The organism is Ralstonia sp. 25mfcol4.1 (assembly GCF_900104095.1).
GTDB lineage: Bacteria > Pseudomonadota > Gammaproteobacteria > Burkholderiales > Burkholderiaceae > Cupriavidus.
On the sequence record NZ_FNJO01000009.1, the window covers coordinates 1 to 18,443 of the forward strand.

The 18,443-nt window shown below is 67.5% G+C and carries 17 protein-coding genes; all 17 read right to left on the reverse strand.

What is annotated here, in order from left to right; genetic code table 11:
* Positions 1 to 278, reverse strand: a 278-nt coding sequence (locus BLQ58_RS16615) for a transposase (protein WP_139186044.1), incomplete at its 3' end; no start/stop codon positions are given.
* A 202-nt stretch (positions 279 to 480) separates the two neighbouring features.
* Complete coding sequence (locus BLQ58_RS16620; protein WP_092600286.1) at positions 481 to 2,523, reverse strand: acetyl/propionyl/methylcrotonyl-CoA carboxylase subunit alpha; 2,043 nt, start codon at positions 2,521 to 2,523, stop codon at positions 481 to 483.
* 66 nt (positions 2,524 to 2,589) lie between these two features.
* A complete protein-coding gene (gene bioB / locus BLQ58_RS16625) occupies positions 2,590 to 3,630 on the reverse strand; it encodes a biotin synthase BioB (RefSeq protein WP_092600724.1) in 1,041 nt (346 codons plus the stop codon).
* 37 nt (positions 3,631 to 3,667) lie between these two features.
* Complete coding sequence (gene bioD / locus BLQ58_RS16630; RefSeq protein WP_092600288.1) at positions 3,668 to 4,417, reverse strand: dethiobiotin synthase; 750 nt, start codon at positions 4,415 to 4,417, stop codon at positions 3,668 to 3,670.
* Complete coding sequence (gene bioF / locus BLQ58_RS16635; protein WP_092600290.1) at positions 4,414 to 5,634, reverse strand: 8-amino-7-oxononanoate synthase; 1,221 nt, start codon at positions 5,632 to 5,634, stop codon at positions 4,414 to 4,416. Before bioF ends, bioD begins: the two co-directional genes overlap by 4 nt.
* A complete protein-coding gene (gene bioA, locus BLQ58_RS16640; protein ID WP_368086172.1) occupies positions 5,624 to 6,994 on the reverse strand; it encodes an adenosylmethionine--8-amino-7-oxononanoate transaminase in 1,371 nt (456 codons plus the stop codon). The genes bioF and bioA overlap by 11 nt, the downstream gene beginning before the upstream one ends.
* A 501-nt stretch (positions 6,995 to 7,495) precedes the next feature.
* On the reverse strand, positions 7,496 to 8,284 hold the full coding sequence (locus BLQ58_RS16645; protein WP_092600294.1) for an enoyl-CoA hydratase/isomerase family protein: 789 nt from the start codon (positions 8,282 to 8,284) through the stop codon (positions 7,496 to 7,498).
* A 23-nt stretch (positions 8,285 to 8,307) separates the two neighbouring features.
* Positions 8,308 to 9,138, reverse strand: a complete 831-nt coding sequence (locus BLQ58_RS16650) for a dienelactone hydrolase family protein (RefSeq protein ID WP_254775999.1) — start codon at positions 9,136 to 9,138, stop codon at positions 8,308 to 8,310.
* 140 nt (positions 9,139 to 9,278) lie between these two features.
* Positions 9,279 to 10,886: a carboxyl transferase domain-containing protein gene (locus tag BLQ58_RS16655; RefSeq protein ID WP_092600726.1), complete on the reverse strand. Its 1,608-nt coding sequence runs from the start codon at positions 10,884 to 10,886 to the stop codon at positions 9,279 to 9,281.
* 59 nt (positions 10,887 to 10,945) lie between these two features.
* Positions 10,946 to 11,380 carry a YchJ family metal-binding protein gene (locus tag BLQ58_RS16660; RefSeq protein ID WP_092600298.1) on the reverse strand — a complete coding sequence of 145 codons (435 nt, stop codon included), beginning with the start codon at positions 11,378 to 11,380 and terminating at the stop codon, positions 10,946 to 10,948.
* Positions 11,377 to 12,063 carry an HAD family hydrolase gene (locus tag BLQ58_RS16665; RefSeq protein WP_092600300.1) on the reverse strand — a complete coding sequence of 229 codons (687 nt, stop codon included), beginning with the start codon at positions 12,061 to 12,063 and terminating at the stop codon, positions 11,377 to 11,379. Before BLQ58_RS16665 ends, BLQ58_RS16660 begins: the two co-directional genes overlap by 4 nt.
* Entirely contained in the window at positions 12,060 to 12,719 is a 660-nt protein-coding gene (locus tag BLQ58_RS16670) for a 2-hydroxychromene-2-carboxylate isomerase (protein ID WP_092600302.1), read from the reverse strand. The genes BLQ58_RS16665 and BLQ58_RS16670 overlap by 4 nt, the downstream gene beginning before the upstream one ends.
* A gap of 51 nt (positions 12,720 to 12,770) precedes the next feature.
* Positions 12,771 to 13,901, reverse strand: coding sequence for an acyl-CoA dehydrogenase family protein (locus tag BLQ58_RS16675; RefSeq protein ID WP_092600304.1), 1,131 nt, complete (start codon positions 13,899 to 13,901; stop codon positions 12,771 to 12,773).
* A gap of 12 nt (positions 13,902 to 13,913) precedes the next feature.
* Entirely contained in the window at positions 13,914 to 14,594 is a 681-nt protein-coding gene (locus BLQ58_RS16680) for an SDR family oxidoreductase (RefSeq protein WP_092600306.1), read from the reverse strand.
* A gap of 43 nt (positions 14,595 to 14,637) precedes the next feature.
* Positions 14,638 to 15,828: an acetyl-CoA C-acetyltransferase gene (locus tag BLQ58_RS16685; protein ID WP_092600308.1), complete on the reverse strand. Its 1,191-nt coding sequence runs from the start codon at positions 15,826 to 15,828 to the stop codon at positions 14,638 to 14,640.
* A gap of 42 nt (positions 15,829 to 15,870) precedes the next feature.
* Positions 15,871 to 16,542 carry a carbonate dehydratase gene (gene can / locus BLQ58_RS16690; RefSeq protein WP_092600310.1) on the reverse strand — a complete coding sequence of 224 codons (672 nt, stop codon included), beginning with the start codon at positions 16,540 to 16,542 and terminating at the stop codon, positions 15,871 to 15,873.
* Entirely contained in the window at positions 16,539 to 18,350 is a 1,812-nt protein-coding gene (aceK, locus tag BLQ58_RS16695; protein WP_092600312.1) for a bifunctional isocitrate dehydrogenase kinase/phosphatase, read from the reverse strand. The genes can and aceK overlap by 4 nt, the downstream gene beginning before the upstream one ends.
* Positions 18,351 to 18,443 lie beyond the last annotated feature (93 nt).

Here is an 18,443-nt window from a genome sequence, read left to right on the forward strand (position 1 = left end):
AAGAAGGCCGATGCCTTTTTTAGGATCAGGTTGTCCTCCTTCAGGCGGCGGTTTTCCTCTTCGAGCTGGCGAATGCGCTGCTGCTCAGGCGTCAGCGGCTTGCCCACTCCCTTGCCGCCAGCCACTTCAAGGTCATACTGGACCAGCCAGCGCCGTAGGGCGGTCTCCCCAATCGCCATCGTGTGGCAAACCTCGGCGACCGATAGGCCCTGATCCCGGACCATCCGGACTACCTCCAGCTTGAAGGCGGCGTCAAACTTGCGGCGTTGCTTTGTCATGTCGTCTTTCCTCGTCGATCGTGATTTTCCACCTATCGACCTGTCTGAGGAAATTGGACCACTGCACTCCCCTCTCCCATGCAATGGGAGAGGGGTTGGGGGAGAGGGCATCGAGGCCCTGCTTGCCGACATGTCGTCAACGGAAGCGCCGCGCCCTCTCCCCCGGCCCCTCTTCCGCCCGGCGAGAGCGGGGAGCAAAACGTCAGGCAGCAGCGTCTTCCGCCTGCGCGAACGCCAGCAGCTGGGCGCCTTCGGCGACCTGCTCGCCCACGCCGTAGAGCACCTCGCTGACCACGCCGTCGGCCGGCGCGGCGATGGTGTGCTCCATCTTCATGGCCTCCATCACCAGCAGCGGCGTGCCGCGCGTGACCTTGCTGCCCGGCTCGACCATCACGGCGATCACCTTGCCCGGCATCGGCGCGGTCAGCTTGCCGCCCTCGCCCTCGGCTTCCCCGGCGTGGGACAGCGGATCGAGCCACTCCAGCACCGTGTGGCGGCCCGCATGGAACACGTGGAAAGTGTCGCCCTCCAGGTGCACCTGCCCGTGCGTGCGACGCGTGCCCAGATCCACGCGGATGTCGTCGGCGTTGAAGGTGTAGGCGAAAGGCGCGGCCTGGTCGGCGTAGATCAGCGTATTGCGGCGGGTGTCGCGCGCGTCGCCCTTGAGTACCACCTCCAGCTTGTGGCCGGCGCCCTCGAAGTACAGCGTGCGCACGTCGCGCGCGTTCAGGCGCCAGCCCCCGGCGTGGGTCCACGGCGAGTGGCGGTCGGCCTCGTCCACGCGGCGCTCGCGCGTCTCGCGTTCGAGCAGCGCCGCCACGGCCAGCGCAATGGCCTCGATGCCGACCGACTTCTGCGGCGGGAACAGCGCGGTCTGGTTGCGCTCGATCAGGCCCGTATCGAGATCGGCGGTACGGAACGCCTCGGACTTGACCAGCCGCTGCAGGAACGCCACGTTGGTGGACAGGCCCACCACGTGATAGTTGGCCAGCGCCTGCGCCATGCGCGACAGCGCCTCGTCGCGGTCGCGGCCCCAGACGATCAGCTTGGCGATCATCGGGTCGTAGAACGGGCTGATGGTGTCGCCTTCGCGCACGCCGGCGTCGATCCGCACGCCAGCCGGGCCATGGGCGTCGCCGCCGCGCATGAACTGCACGGCCGGCGGCGTGCGCAGGAAGCGCAGCGTGCCCGTCGAAGGCAGGAAGCCCTTGTCCGGATTCTCGGCGTAGATGCGCGCCTCCAGCGCGTGGCCGTCAATCTTCAGTTGGTCCTGCGACAGCGGCAGCGGCTCGCCGGCCGCGACGCGCAGCTGCCATTCGACGAGGTCCTGGCCGGTGATCATCTCGGTGACCGGATGCTCGACCTGCAGGCGCGTGTTCATCTCCATGAAGTAGAACGAGCCATCCTGGTTGGCGATGAACTCCACGGTGCCGGCGCCCACATAGCCCACGGCGCGCGCGGCGGCCACCGCGGCTTCGCCCATCGCGCGGCGACGCTCTTCGGTCATGCCGGGGGCCGGCGCTTCTTCGAGCACCTTCTGATGGCGGCGCTGTACCGAGCAGTCGCGCTCGAACAGGTAGACGCAGTTGCCCTGCGTGTCGGCGAACACCTGGATTTCGATATGGCGGGGGCGCGTCAGGTATTTCTCGACCAGCACCTTGTCGTCGCCGAAGCTGGCCGACGCCTCGCGCTTGACCGACGCCAGCGCGGCCTCGAAGCCGTCACCGGCCTCCACCACCCGCATGCCCTTGCCACCGCCGCCGGCGCTGGCCTTGATCAGCACCGGATAGCCGATGCGGTCGGCCTCGCGCCGCAGCAGCGCCGCATCCTGATCTTCGCCGTGATAGCCCGGCACCAGCGGCACCGCGGCCTTTTCCATCAGCTGCTTGGCCGCGCTCTTGCTGCCCATCGCATGGATGGCATCCGCCGGCGGGCCGATGAACACCAGCCCGGCCTCGGCGCAGGCGCGCGCGAAGTCCTCGTTCTCGGACAGGAAGCCGTAGCCCGGGTGGATGGCCTGGGCGCCGGTTTCCTTTGCCATCTCGATGATGTGGTCCGCGCGCAGATAGCTGTCGCGCGCGGCCGCACCGCCGATATGCACGGCTTCGTCGCAGAACGCGACGTGACGCGCGTCGGCATCGGCGTCGGAATAGACGGCCACCGTACGGATGCCGAGCCGGCGGCACGTGGCCGCCACACGGCAGGCAATCTCGCCACGGTTGGCGATCAGGATCTTGTTGAACATGGCTCCTCCCTTTGTCTCCGGGTCAAGGCGAGCCAGGCTCCTTCGGATCGGCAGGTTGTACGTCGCTTACCCCGCGTAACCTTCGGCGCGGATATCGAGACGTGCCAGCAGGGCGCGGTCGCGCTCGGCTTGCGGGTTGCCGGTCGTCAGCAGCTTCTCGCCATAGAAAATGGAATTGGCGCCGGCCATGAAGCACAGCGCCTGCAACGCTTCGTCCATGGCCTCGCGGCCGGCGGACAGGCGCACCATCGCGCGCGGCATCGTGATGCGTGCCACGGCGATCGTGCGTACGAACTCGAACGGGTCCAGGGCTTCGGTGCCCGCCAGCGGCGTGCCCTCCACCTGCACCAGGTTGTTGATGGGCACCGACTCGGGGTACGGGTCCATGTTGGCCAGCTGCGCGATCAGGCCGGCACGCGCCTCGCGCGCTTCGCCCATGCCCACGATGCCGCCGCAGCAGACGTTGATGCCCGCATCGCGCACATGGCCGATGGTGTCCAGACGGTCCTGGTACGTGCGCGTGGTGATGATCTTGCCGTAGAACTCGGGCGACGTATCGAGGTTGTGGTTGTAGTAGTCCAGGCCCGCGTCCTTCAGGCGCTGCGCCTGTTCGGCCTTGAGCATGCCCAGCGTCACACAGGTTTCCAGGCCCATCGCCTTCACCTCGCGCACCATGTCGATCACGGGCTCCAGGTGGCGGTCCTTCGGACTGCGCCAGGCGGCGCCCATGCAGAAGCGCGTGGCGCCGTTGGCCTTGGCTGCCTTGGCGGCGTCGAGCACGGCTTCCAGGTCCATCAGCTTCTCGGCCGTCACGCCGGCGTCATGGTGCGCGCTCTGCGGGCAGTAGCCGCAGTCTTCCTCGCAGCCGCCGGTCTTGATCGACAGCAGCGTGGACAACTGGACGGTGTTGGCGTCGAAATTCTCGCGATGCACCTGCTGCGCACGGAACAGCAGGTCGTTGAACGGCAGCGCGAACAGTGCGGCCACGTCGTCCACGCGCCAGGCGTCGCCCTCCCGGGGTGCGGCGGCGGCGATGTTGCGGGCCAACTGGCGCAGTGCTTCGGCGGAGATGGTGGCGACGGTCTGGGTTTCAGCGATTTGAGTCATGTTCTGGAAATACGTATTCGGTTTCACGATGCGCGGGTCAGGCGTGACGCGGCGCGGCGAGGTTGGACGGTGCAACCGGCGGCATGCTGGCCAGCAGCGGCGCAAGGTCCAGGTGTTGGGCGGCGACGGCCGGCGCCACCTGCCAGGGCAGCTCGCCCAGCATCGGTGCGTCCAGCGTGTCCTGCAGCGTGACGATGTTCTCGGCGGGCAGCAGCATGTCCGGGTCGATGCGGTTGGCGATCCAGCCGGCCAGCTTCAGGCCACGGGCGCGCACTGCCTCGGCGGTCAGCATCGCGTGGCTCAGGCAGCCCAGCCGCACGCCCACCACCAGGATCACGGGCAGGTCCAGCATCACGGCCAGGTCGGCGGTATTCCACCGCACCGCACCTACGTCCAGCGGCACGGCAAACCCGCCCACGCCCTCCACCACCACGGCATCGGCCCGGGTGCTCAGCGAGTCGAACGCGGCACGGATCGGCCCGCGCGTGATGCGCTCGCCCTCCAGCGCGGCCGCCAGGTGCGGCGATGCCGGCGTGCGGAAGAAGAACGGGCACATTTCTTCCTGGGGCACGATCACCGAGCCCGCCGCGCGCAGCTGGTCGACATCGTCGTTCTGCCAGCGGTCGTCGAGCCACTCGCCGCCGGCCGCCACGGGCTTCATGCCCACCGTGCTGTAGCCGGCCCCGTACAGCGCGTGCAGCAGCGTGGCGGTGGCGTGGGTCTTGCCCACGCCGGTATCGGTGCCCGTGACGAAGCAGGCAAAGCGTTCAGGTTTGTTGGCGATCATGCGGCCTCCTTGTGCTGGCGCGGCATGGCGCGCGCGATGGCGTCGAGCAGGCGCGTCACGTCCGCCGCCGTATGCGACGCCGACAGCGTGATGCGCAGTCGCGCCGTGCCGGCCGGCACCGTGGGCGGCCGAATCGCCCCCACGCGGATGCCATCGGCTTCCAGCGCCGCCGACAGCGCCAGCGATGCGGCGTTGTCGCCGACGATCAGCGGCTGGATCGCGGTATCGCTGGCGCCCAGCGTCCAGCCGGCCTGCGCGGCCAGCGTCGCCAGCCCCTGGCGCAGTTGCGCGATCAGTTCGGCCAGGTGCGCGCGGCGGCTGCGTCCTTCCTCGCCGGCGATGATTTCCAGGCTGGTCAGCAGCGCGTGCGCCACGGCCGGCGGCGCGGCCGTCGTATAGATGTACGGGCGCGCCGTGTTGACCAGGTGTTCGATGACGGTCTCGTGCGCCGCCACGAACGCCCCGGCCACCCCGGCCGCCTTGCCCAGCGTGCCGATATAGATCAGCCGCTCCGAGCGCAGGCCCAGGTGTTCCAGCACGCCGTGGCCGTGGTCGCCCAGCACGCCGAAGCCGTGCGCATCGTCGACGATGATCCAGGCGTCGTGGCGTTCGGCCAGCGCCAGCAGCGCGGCCAGCGGCGCGAGGTCGCCGTCCATGCTGAACACGCTGTCGGTGACGATCAGCTTCAGCTTGGCCTGGCTGGCCCGCAGCAGCGCATCGAGTGCCTCGGTGTCGCCGTGCGGATATCGCTGCACGTCGGCGCGGGCCAGCCGCGCGCCGTCGATCAGCGACGCATGGTTCAGCGTCTCGCAGAACAGCGTGGCATCGGCCGTGCCCAGCGACGTCAGCACCGCCAGGTTGGCCATGTAGCCGGTGCAGAAGTACAGCGCCTGCGCCTGCGGGATATAGGGCGCCAGCCAGCGCGCCAGCGCGTGTTCCAGCTCGGCGTGCGCCAGCGAGTGGCCGCTGACCAGGTGCGAGGCGCCGCTGCCGGCGCCGTAGCGGTGCGCGCCTTCGGCCAGCGCGTGGGCGATCGACGCGTGATTGGCCAGGCCCAGGTAGTCGTTGCTGCAGAAGGTCAGCAGCGGCGTTGGCGTGGCGCCGGCGGCCCCGACCGACTGGTGCGGGGCGCAGGCCGTGTGCGCGATGCGGCGGCGGCGCGTCAGCGATTGCGCTTCGCGCTCGGCGGCCGCGCGCTTCAGGTGGTCAAGCAGCATGGCGGGCCTCCTCGGTGGGTGCCAGCACTGCCTGCAGCGTGTCCAGCAATTGCTCGCCGAGCCAGTGGGCCAGCGCGGCGTCGAACACATAGGGCGGCATCAGGTACAGCGTGTTGCCGATCGGCCGTGCCAGCACGCCGCGTTCGCGCGCGGCCAGGTGGAAGCGTGCGGCAAAGTCGGGGCCGGCGGCCTCCGGGTCGATATCGGCGGCCCAGATCATGCCGCGCTGGCGCACGTGGCCCACGCGCGGATCGGCAGCGAGGCCGGCCATCGCGTCGGCCAGCCATTGCGCGCGCTCGCGGTTGCGGGCCAGCACGTCGTCGGCGTCGAACAGGTCCAGCGTGGCCAGCGCGGCGCGGCAGGCCAGCGGATTGCCCGTGTACGAGTGCGAATGCAGGAAGCTGCGCGCGATGTCGTCGGCCACGAAGGCCCGCTGGATTTCCGGGCGCGACAGCACCAGCGACAGCGGCAGGTAACCCCCCGTGATGCCCTTGGACAGGCACAGGAAGTCGGGCCAGGCATGCGCCGGTACCGGTTCGCCGTCGCGGCCCTGCTCCCAGGCGAAGAACGTGCCGGTGCGCCCGCATCCCACGGCGATCTCGTCGGCGATCAGGTGCACGCGGTAGCGGTCGCACAGCGCGCGTGCGCCTTCCAGGTACGACGGGTCGTACATCGCCATGCCGGCGGCGCCCTGCACCAGCGGCTCGACGATCAGTGCGGCGATCTGACCGGCGCGCTCGCGCAGCAGGGCTTCCAGTTCGGCCAGCGCACGCCGGGCCACGTCGGCGGCCGATTCGCCACGGCCGGCCTGACGGGCATCGGGCGACATCACCACATGGGCACGGCGCGTGAGCGGATCGTAGGCGTCGCGGAAGATTTCCACGTCGGTCACGGCCAGCGCACCCAAGGTCTCACCGTGGTAGCCGTGGCGCAGGCACACGAACTCGCGCTTGGCCGACAGGCCCGTGTTGCGCCAGTAGTGGAAGCTCATCTTGAGCGCGATTTCCACCGCGGATGCGCCATCGGATGCATAGAACGCATTGCCCAGCACGCCGCCGGTCAATGCGCCGAGCCGTTCGGCCAGTTCCACGGCCGGCGCGTGGGTGCAGCCGGCCAGCATCACGTGTTCGAGCGTGTTCAGCTGCGCGACCAGTGCGGCATTGATCGCCGGGTTGGCGTGGCCGAACAGGTTGACCCACCACGAGCTGATGGCGTCGAAGTAGCGGCGGCCATCGGCATCGATCAGCCACGGCCCTTCGCCACGGACGATGGCCAGCGGCGGCTCGTTGGCGGCCGCATCGGGACGCAGACGCGTACACGGATGCCAGACAGCGCGCTGGCTGCGAGCCGCGAGCGTCATGTCATCGGCGGCTGCGCCGGCGGGATTGGGGACAGGATGTGTCAAGGGGACCCTCCTTTGATTGCCAGGTCCGCCCATGCCGGCGCCGGTCACGGCAAGGCCGGGACGCGCTGGGGCTGCGGGCGGATTGGGGAGGCTCATGTTAGGAAGGTCCGTCTTGTCTTGGCAAACCAGGCGCTGTCGGCGCGTTGGCGTCAGGTTGAGCGAATATGGGCGATGTTGCGGGCTGACGTGACGTGCATGGCGCCTGAAATCCTGCTTCTCGCGGGTAACGTCCGGGAAATGGGTGTTAAAAAAATGTGTGGCGGCCACTGTCTCTGCAAGCGTCTGATTGCTGCCCTCTCCCACTTGGGGAGAGGGGTTGGGGGAGAGGGCGAGCCGCTCAAGGTACGACGTCCGCCATTTGATCCGCCATGGCCCTCTCCTCGGCCCCTCTCTCGCCCCTCTCCCGGCCCCCGCTCGTGGGAGAGGGGAGAACGCCCTCAGTCGTTGTCCGCCCCCCTACTGCGGCTTCCACGATGGGGCGCGCTTTTCCAGGAACGACCGCACGCCTTCGCGCCCTTCTTCCGATGCCCGGATCGCGGCGATCCGGTTTGCGGTGTCGGCCAGCAGGTCGCTGTCGATCTCGCGCCCCGCCACTTCCTGCACCAGTCGCTTGCTTTCGCGCACGGCGTTGGGGCTGTTGCCGGCGAGCGTGGCGGCGATCTCCGCCACTTTTTCGTCGAGGTCCTGCGGCGGCACCACAGCGTGCACGAAGCCCAGGCGCAGCGCCTCCGCGGCATCGAACCGCTCGGCCGTAATGAAGTAGCGGCGCGCGGCCTGCTCGCCCATCGCGCGGATCACGTACGGGCTGATGGTGGCCGGCAGCAGGCCCAGTTTCGCCTCGGACAGGCAGAAGTTGGCCGTGGCAGACGCCACCGCGATGTCGCAGGCGGCCACCAGTCCCATGCCGCCGGCGTAGGTATCGCCCTGCACGCGCGCGATCACTGGCTTGGGGCAGACCCAGACCGTGTGGAGCATTTGCGCCAGCGTCAGCGCATCGGCACGGTTCTCGTCGTCCGAGTAGCCGGCCATCTTCTTCATCCAGTTCAGATCGGCCCCGGCGCAGAATGCCGGGCCGTTGCCCGTCAGCACGATCGCGCGCACCTCGGGCGTGTCGCCCAGCGCCCGGAAGGCGCCGGTCAGTTCGGCGATGACGGTCTCGTTGAACGCATTGCGCACATCGGGCCGGTTCAGCGTGACCGTGGCGATATGGCGCTCGGCGGTCACTGAAAGTGTCGTGAATTGCATGTCTCCTCCGGATTCTTGGATGGTCAGGATGCCTGGCCGGCGGTCTTCGATCTGGCGGGCTGGGTCCGTTCCGGTATTTCGTCGAACGGCAAGCCCAGCTGCCGGAAGAACGCGTCCACCTCGGGCAGCCACACCGCCACGCCCGCGCGGTTGCTGAACAGGCGGTGCGAATCGCCGTCGAACTCCCCAACGTCCACGAAGCGCGCATCCTTTGCCGCCCCGCTCGCGTTGGCCTTGTAGCTGTTGAACATGCGCTCGGGCAGCGGCCACGGCCAGTAGCTGTCGTTGTCGCCGTAGATCCACAGCGACGGATAGCGCGCCCCGCGCCCGTAATCCCCAAACGCGTCGATCAGGTTGTTTTCCCAGCCCACGCAGTTGTCGTTGCGCAGGCCGCCCGCGAAATTGACCACGCCCACCACGCCGGGGTAGCCGATGGCCGACAGCGCCATGGTCGACAGGCCACCATGCGACTGCCCGATGACGACGATACGCGTGGCATCGACATAGGGCTGCTGCACCAAATAGTCCAGCGCGGCCATCACGTCTTCGGCCTGCATCATGCCGTTGCCGCGCACATCGCAACTGCCGCCCACGTACTGGCCGCCCGACTTGGAAAACCCCTGCCGCATCGGCAGCGCCACCACATAGCCGCGCCGCACGAACTCGGCGGTCTGCGCCGCAAAGCGCGCACGGCCCTGGAACGCGGGCTTGCCCGGCGACTTGCCGTGGTTGATCACCACCATCGGAAACGGACCCTCGCCGGCCGGCCGGAAGATCGTGGTTTCCAGGTCGACCGTGGCTTCCATCCCCACCTTCGGCACCATCACCACCTGCTCGACCGACTGCGCCGGCATCGCCACCTGCGCGACGGCCAGGCCGCACCAGATGGTGAAGGCCAGCGCGGCCAGCGCAACCGCTGCGCGGCAGGGGGTGGGGACAACACGGGACATGACAACAACCAACCTTCAGAAAAAACCAATCTGCCAATAAAAAACTACATGCGGAACACGCCGAACTTCATGTCGCCGATCGGCGCATTGAGGCTGGCGGACAGACCAAGGCCCAGCACGGTGCGCGTCTGCGCAGGGTCGATGACACCATCGTCCCAGAGCCGCGCGCTGGCGTAGTACGGATGCCCCTGGCGCTCGTACTGGTCGCGGATCGGCGCCTTGAACGCCTCTTCCTCGTCGGCGCCCCACTGGCCGCCCTTCGCTTCGATTCCGTCGCGGCGCACGGTGGCCAGCACGCTGGCCGCCTGCTCGCCGCCCATCACCGAAATGCGCGCGTTCGGCCACATCCACAGGAAGCGCGGCGAATAGGCACGGCCGCACATGCCGTAGTTGCCGGCGCCGAACGAGCCGCCGATGATGACCGTGAACTTGGGCACCTGGGCGGTGGCCACGGCCGTCACCATCTTGGCGCCGTTGCGCGCGATGCCTTCGTTCTCGTACTTGCGGCCCACCATGAAGCCGGTGATGTTCTGCAGGAACACCAGCGGGATCTTGCGCTGGCAGCACAGCTCGATGAAGTGCGCGCCCTTGAGCGCCGACTCCGAGAACAGGATGCCGTTGTTCGCGATGATGCCCACCGGGTAGCCCCAGATCCGCGCGAAGCCGCAGACCAGCGTGGTGCCGTAGCGCGCCTTGAATTCGTCGAATTCCGATCCGTCGACGATACGGGCGATGACCTCGCGCACGTCGTACGGCTTGCGCGTGTCGGTGGGGATTACGCCATAGAGTTCTTCCACCGGATACAGCGGCTCCTGTGGTTCGTGCAGGCGGATCTGGTCCGGCTTGCGGCGGTTCAGGTGCTGCACGATATTGCGGGCCAGGCTCAGCGCATGGTGGTCGTTCTGCGCGAAGTAATCGGCCACGCCCGACAGCCGCGTATGCACATCGGCGCCGCCCAGGTCTTCGGCGCTGACTTCCTCGCCCGTGGCGGCCTTCACCAGCGGCGGGCCGCCCAGGAAGATGGTGCCCTGGTTCTTGACGATGATCGACTCGTCGCTCATCGCCGGCACGTAGGCACCGCCGGCCGTGCACGAGCCCATCACCACGGCGATCTGCGGGATGCCCTTGGCCGACAGGTTCGCCTGGTTGTAGAAGATGCGGCCGAAGTGATCGCGGTCGGGGAACACATCGTCCTGGTTCGGCAGGTTCGCGCCGCCGGAGTCCACCAGGTAGATACAGGGCAGGTTGTTCTGCTCGGCGATCTCCTGCGCCCGCACGTGCTTCTTGACCGTCATCGGGTAGTAGGTGCCGCCCTTGACCGTGGCGTCGTTGCAGACGATCACGCACTCCTGCCCGGCCACGCGGCCGATGCCGGTGATGACGCCCGCGCCGGGGGCCGCATTGTCGTACATGTCATAGGCGGCAAGCTGCGACAGCTCCAGGAACGGCGTGCCCGGATCGAGCAGCTGCTGCACGCGGTCGCGCGGCAACAGCTTGCCACGGGACAGGTGCTTGGCGCGGGCATCCTCGCCGCCGCCTTCGGCCAGCTTCGCGATCTTCTGCCTGAGGTCGGCCACCAGCGCCTGCATGGTCTCGGCATTGGCCTTGAACGATTCCGAGCGTGCGTTCAGTTTGGTTTCCAGCGTGGGCATGTCTCTTCCTGTGTTCTCTTGCTTTTCGTGCCAGTTCAGCCGGTAACGGGCGCCGCCCGTCATTCCTTTCCTTCCTGTTCCTTCAGGTCGCCATCCACGTAGAGCCAGCGGGCCGGGGTGCCGGGTTCGCGCGGCTCGAAGACGAAGCGGCTCAGCTCTTCGAGCCGGTGCGCGCGCCCGCCCACCTTGTAGCGCGCCACGAAGGCCACCGTGGCGTGCGTGTCGTCCTGCTGCGCGTGGGACTTCACCGTCAGCCCGAGCCAGCGCGTGCCGGCATCGGCCGACAGGTCCTGCGGACACGTCGACACATGCCAGGTCTGGCGCAGCCAGCTTTCGTCGCCCAGCACATAGGCGCTGTAGCGCGAGCGCATCAACGCCTCGGCCGTGGGCGGCACCGCCTCGCCACGGTGAAAACGGCCGCAGCACGTGGCGTAGGCGCCATTGCCGCAGGGGCAAGGCTCCGCAACGGCGCCGGACTGACGCTTGGCTGTCATGCGATCAGCTCCGGCAGGTCGCGCATGTCGGTAAAGATGGCCTTCACGCCCACCGCGCGCAGTTCGTCGGCGTCGGTACGGGCGGCATAGCCGAACACGGTCATGCCCGCCGCCACGCCGGCGGTGGCACCGGTGGGGCTGTCTTCCACCACGGCGCAGCGCGACGGCTCCACGCCCAGCGTGCGTGCGGCCAGCAGGTAGACGTCCGGCGCGGGCTTGCTGTGCTCGACTTCGGTGGCCGAGAAGATGTGCTCGCGCTTGTCCTGCGGATCGACGAACAACCCCAGCAGGTCGGTGTGCGTCAGCTGGAGCTTGACCTTGATGCGGTCGGCGCCCGATGCCACGCACACCGGCAGGCCGCTTGCCTTGATCGCCTCGATCGTCTGGCGGATATGCGGCACGGCTTCCAGCTCCTCGATCAGGGCGGCATCGCGCCGCACGAACCATTCGGACAGGAAGTTGCGCGGCAGCGGCTTGCCGAGACGCGCCTCGATATTGCCAAGCTCGTCGCGCACCGCGCGGCCGAGGAACCACTTCGTCGATTCCTCCAGCGTGATCTCGATGCCAAGCTCGTTGAGCACGCGGTTCAGCACGCGATGGACGATCGGCTCGCTGTCGACGAGCACGCCGTCACAGTCGAAGATTACGCAATCGAAGCGTGCGGCCTGGTTTGCTGCGGTCATGCGGGCTTCTTTTCCTTGTTGAGTTCGTTGCCGCCGACGGCGCGCAGTTCGGTCTGCCGCCGGCTCTTCAGGTGGGCTTCAACCTGCTCGAAGCGGTCGAAGCCCCAGAACGGTTCGCCGTCGATGATCACGAACGGCGAGCCAAATACGCCCTTGGCCATCGCCACGTCGATCTCGGCCTTGAGCTGGTCCTTGATCTGGTAGCTCGTGGCGCCTTCGTTCATCGCCACCGGATCGACGCCCAGCGCCTCGGCCAGCTTGGCCAGTTCGGCCGGCTCCGCGATGTTCAGGTCGTCGACGAACAGCGCGCGGTACACCGCCTTGGCGAACGCGGCCGCCAGGTCGGCGCCGTGGTGGTTCTGCAGCCACAGCATGGCGCGGGCGGCGTGTTGGGTCGGCAGCGGGAAGTGCGTCGGGCGCTTGTAGTCGATGCCGTGGAACTGCGCGGTGCGCTCGAAATCGCGCCAGCAGTACTCGCCCTTGAGCGGAATCGACGGCAGCGGCGACGAGCCGGTGGTCTTGAACACCACCCCGAGCAACACCGGATGCCACATCACGCCCCGGCCGTACTTCTGGGCCAGTTCGTCGATGCGCGTGCTGGCGAAGTAGCCGTAAGGCGAGGAGAAGTCGAAGTAGAAATCGATCGGTGCGGTCATCGCAGGTGGCTCCGGTTCAGGTGCGACGGTTTGGGGGGAACGTCTGATCTGTCATCCAAGCGCGCGGGCGATCAGAATCTTCTGGATGTCGCTGGTACCTTCGTAGATCTGGCACACGCGCACATCCCGATAGATCCGCTCGACCGGGAAATCGTTCACATAGCCGTAGCCGCCGAACACCTGGATGGCGTCCGAGCATACGCGCTCGGCCATCTCGCTGGCGAACAGCTTGGCCATGGCGGCCTCCTTCAGGCAGGGCCGGCCGGCGTCCTTGAGCGAGGCGGCGTGCCACACCATCTGCCGCGCCACGTCGATCTGGGTGGCCATGTCGGCCAGGCGGAACTGCACGGCCTGGTGCTGGAACAGCGGCTGGCCGAAGCTTTCGCGCTCCTTGGCGTAGGCCAGCGCGGCGTCGAACGCGGCGCGCGCCATGCCGATGCTCTGCGACGCGATGCCGATGCGGCCGCCCTCCAGCCCCGACAGCGCCATCTTGTAGCCGGCGCCTTCCTCGCCCAGCAGGCAGCCGGCCGGAATGCGGCAGTCCTCGAACACGATCTGCGCCGTATCGGACGAATGCTGCCCGAGCTTGTCTTCGAGACGGGCGACGATGTAGCCCGGCGTGCTGGTCGGCACCAGGAAGGCGCTGATGCCGCGCTTGCCGGCGGCCTTGTCGGTCACGGCCATCACGATCGCCACGTCGGCATGCTTGCCGCTGGTGATGAACTGCTTCACGCCGTTCAGCACGAAGTGGTCGCCATCGCGCGTGGCCGTGGTGCGCAGCGCCGACGCATCGGAGCCCACATGCGGCTCAGTCAGGCAGAACGCGCCGAGCATCTCGCCGCGGGCCAGCGGCACCAGCCAACGCTGCTTCTGCGCGTCATTGGCGAAGGCCATCAGCATGCTGCAGACCGGGCAATTGTTGACGCTGATGACGGTGGACGTGCCGCCGTCGCCGGCGGCGATCTCTTCCAGGATCAGCGCCAGCGACAGGTAGTCGAGCCCCGCGCCGCCCAGTTCCTCGGGCACCGCCACGCCGTAGGCACCCAGGCGGGCCAGTTCATTGTGCACGTCCTTGGGAAAGGTCTTGTCGCGGTCCCACTGGGCGGCCTGCGGTGCGATGACGTCCTGCGCGAACTGCCGCACGGCATCGCGGATCATTTCCTGCTCGGGGGTCAGCAGCATGAGCGTCGGTCCTTACCAAGGGATGGCCGTGCCATCGTAGTTGTGGAAGCTGCCGTTGTCGTTGTGCGTCAGGCCGGCCAGCGTGCGGCGCATGCCGGCCACGCTCTGCTGCGGCGTCAGGTCGGCGTTCGGGCCGCCCATGTCGGTCCGCACCCAGCCCGGATGCAGCGCCACGCAGATGGCGTGGCGGGCGTCCAGCGACACGCTCTTGAGCACCGCGTTGGCCGCGGCCTTGCTGATGCGGTACATCCACGCGCCGTTGCTGTCCATGCCGCCGATACTGCCCATCTTCGATGACAGCACGGCCAGCACGCCGCCCCGGCCGTGGTTGCCGGTCTCGACGAACGGCAGCAGCAACGGCAGTGCCATCATCGGCCCCAGCACGTTGGTGTGCATCACGGCGTCGAACTCCGGCTGCGCGATGGGCTGCGCGCCCTCGGTGCGCGGGCCGATCACGCCGGCGTTGTAGATCGCCACGTCGAACGACTCGCCATCGAGCTTCCAGCCCAGACCCGCCACCGCACCGGCGTCGGTCAGGTCAAGCTGGTGGGCTTCGGCCCCCAGCGCCTTCAGCGCCTCCACGCCTTCGGCACTGCGCGCGGCGGCCACCACGCGCCAGCCATCGGCACGGTACTGCCTGACGAATTCAAGGCCGAGACCCCGGGAAGCACCAAGGACGAGCGCGGTAGGCATGGCGAGACTCCTGCTTGTTGTCGTTTGCGGTGGTGTGTGTCGATCAGACGATTTCGATGCCGACGGCCGTGGCTTCGCCCCCGCCGATGCACAGGCTGGCCACGCCGCGCTTGCCGCCGGTCTTGCGCAGCGCGCCGATCAGCGTGGTGATGATGCGCGCGCCCGAGGCGCCGATCGGATGGCCCAATGCGCAGGCCCCGCCATGGATGTTGACCTTGTCATGCGGAATCTTGAGGTCGTGCATGGCGGCCATCGGTACGACGGCGAACGCTTCGTTGATCTCGAACAGATCCACGCTGTCGGTGGTCCAGTCGAGCTTGCGGTACAGCTTGGCGATGGCCTCCACCGGCGCGGTCGTGAACCAGCCCGGCGCCTGGGCGTGCGACGTATGGCCCAGCATGCGCGCGACCGGCACCAGCCCCAGCTGCTTCGCGGTGGATTCGCGCATCATCACCAGCGCGGCGGCGCCGTCGTTGATCGACGAAGACGAGGCGGCGGTGATCGTGCCGTCCCTGGCAAAGGCCGGCTTCAGCGACGGAATCTTGTCCACCTTGATGCGGCGCGGGCCTTCGTCGGTATCGACGACCGTGTCGCCGCCCTTGCCCGACACCGTGACCGGGGTGATCTCCCAGCGGAAATCGCCAGCCTCGGTGGCACGCTGGGCGCGACGCACCGATTCCATCGCGAAGGCATCCTGCTGCTCGCGCGTGAACTGGTACTTGGCGGCACAGTCCTCGCCGAAGGTGCCCATGGCGCGGCCCTTGTCGTAGGCGTCTTCCAGGCCATCCAGCATCATGTGGTCGTAGATCATGCCGTGGCCGATGCGGTAGCCGCCCCGGCCCTTCGGAATCAGGTACGGGGCGTTGGTCATGCTTTCCATGCCGCCTGCCACGGCGATGTCGAACGAGCCGGCCAGCAGGCCGTCATAGACCGACATGGCCGCGCGCATGCCCGAGCCGCACATCTTGTTGACCGTGGTACAGGCGACGTCCAGCGGCAGGCCCGCGCCCAGCGCGGCCTGGCGGGCCGGCGCCTGGCCCTGCCCGGCCGGCAGCACGCAGCCGAATACCACTTCCTGCACCTGCTCCGGCTTGATACCGGCGCGCTCCACCGCCGCGCGGATGGCGGCGGCGCCAAGCTGCGGCGCGGTCAGACTGCTCAGTTCGCTCTGGAACGCACCCATCGGGGTACGCGCGGCGGAAACGATGACGATCGGGTCGTTCGGGTTTTGCATGTCTGTGTCTCCTCGAAGCAGGTGGGCTTCAGTCGTAGTAAATCAGCGAATCGATGCTTGTGGCGGATCGCCGTATTGCTGCAGGGCGGCGGCAATCTGCGTCTGCAGTTCCTCGTTGCTGCTGGCGGCCATGCCCAGGTCGCGCAGCAGGCCGTCGGACACGCCGTAGATCCAGCCGTGCACCGTCACCTGCTGGCCCCGGTCCCAGGCGTCCTGCAGCACGGTGGTCTGGCAGATGTTGTTGACCTGCTCGATCACGTTCAGCTCGCACAGGCGCGTGTGGGCATCGTCCTCGCGCAGCACGGTGCCCAGGTAGGCCGAATGCTTGTCGGCCACGTCCTGCACGTGGCGCAGCCAGTTGTCGCACAGGCCCACGCGCTCGCGCTTGAGCGCCACCTTCACGCCGCCGCAGCCATAGTGGCCCACCACGGTGATGTGGCGCACCTTCAGCACTTCCACGGCAAACTGGATCACCGACAGCGCGTTCAGGTCGCTATGCGAGATCACATTGGCGATATTGCGATGTACGAACACCTCGCCCGGTGCCAGGCCCAGGATCTGGTTGGCAGGCACGCGCGAATCGGAGCAGCCGATCCACAGGTATTCGGGCGCCTGCTGGTTGGCCAGGCGCGTGAAGAATGTGGGGTCTTCCGCGTTGACGCGATCTACCCACTCGCGATTGTTGCGGAACAATTGGGCGATGGCGTCACTCATGCTGCCCTCCTTGCGTCGTCGGTTGCTGCTGCGCCGTAGCGGTGGATGAAGCGTTCTTGTTGTGAATAGGCAAAGAAGTCATGTACATGGCCGGCCAGCAGCCGGTCCTTGTGTTGCTGCCACATGGCAGCGTCAAAGAAATCGGAATGGTGCCGCAGGAACGCGGCCCGCACGCGCGCGTCCCCTAGCAGGAACGTGCGATAGGTCTCCGGGAAGATGTCGTGCGGATGTACGGTGTACCACACCTCGCCGGACATTTCCTCTTCCTCGTTGCGCGGCTCGGGCACGCGGCGGATATTGCAGTCGGTCAGGTACTCGATTTCGTCGTAGTCGTAGAAGACCACGCGGCCGTGCCGGGTGACGCCGAAGTTCTTGTAAAGCATGTCGCCCGGGAAGATGTTCGCGGCGATCAGTTCCTTGATGGCGTCGCCGTATTCCCGGATGCCGTGGTCCACCTGGGCGTCGGTGCCTTCCTGCAGCCAGATGTTCAGCGGCGTCATGCGCCGTTCGATATACAGGTGGCGCACCACGATTTCGTCGCTGCCGTCGCTGCTACGCTGGTATTCGAGCATCGACGGCACGTGCCGGGTCAGTTCGCGCAGCAGCGCATCGTCAAAACGCGAGAGCGGAAACGCCACGTTCGAGTATTCGAGCGTATCGGCCATGCGGCCCACGCGGTCGTGCTGCTTCACGAGCTGGTACTTCGATTTCACCAGGGCTCGGGTCGTTTCCTTGGGCGGCGGGAACTCGTCGCGGATCACCTTGAATACATACGGAAACGACGGCAGCGTGAACACCAGCATCACCAGCCCCTGGATGCCGGGCGCCACGACGAACTTGTCCGACGAATGCTGCAGATGGTGCAGGAAGTCGCGGTAGAACAGGTTCTTGCCCTGCTTTTGCAGGCCTAGCGACGTGTAGATCTCGGCCCGCGACTTGCGCGGCAGCAGGTCGCGCAGGAAGGTCACGTAGGCCGACGGGATCTCCATGTCGACCAGGAAATAGGCGTGGGCGAACGAGAACAGCACCAGCAGCTGTTCCGGGCGCAGCAGCACGGTGTCGAGCACCAGCTTGCCGGACGGCCCGTGGATCACCGGAATCGCCATCGGATACGTCTGGTCGCCGTTCAGCACCCGGCCGATGATGAACGCGGTCTTGTTGCGGAAGAACAGCGACGACAGCGTGTGCACCTGGAAATTGGGCGCCACGCGGAATTCGCCGGCATGCTCGTCAAGCGCGCGCAGCACGTAGCCGACGTCGCGCTTCAGGTCCTCGAACGGCGCGTCGAGCTGGAAGTTGTGGACAATCCGCTCGAAACAGGCGGCCATCCCCTCGCGGCTGCCCGGGTAGTACGCCCGGTAGGTCGGCCGGGTGGGCGACTCCTCGTTCTCGATGTACTCGGTCGAAACGGCCGGGCGCACGAAGATGAAGTCGTTGTTGAAGTACGAACGGTGCAGGATGCGCGTGCAGACCGAGTTGAAGAAGGTCTCGGCCAGTTCGGGCTGGTGGTGGTTGGTCAGCAGGCCAATGTAGTGCAGCTTGATCTGCTGCCAGATGTCGTCGTCGAGCTGCTCGGCGTCGTATTCGTCCTGCAGCGTCACCACGGCCTCATGCACCCGGTCGTTATAGAACGCGATGCGGTCGCGCTGCAGCGCCTGCAGCCCGTGCCAGTCGCCGGCCTCGAAGCGCGCCTTGGCCGCGACGCCGGCTTCGCGGAACAGCCGGTAATGCTTGTCGAATCCGTCGAGCAGGGTCCGCGCCACATCGTAGGCAATCTGCGAGGCGAGCAGCTTGGGGAAGTGAGACATGACGCGAAGGTTCCGGACGGGCGCGAGAAACGGCTGGCAGTCGAAATTGTAACGGCGTTCGGGAGCGACCCCCGGGGGATACCCACGAACGCC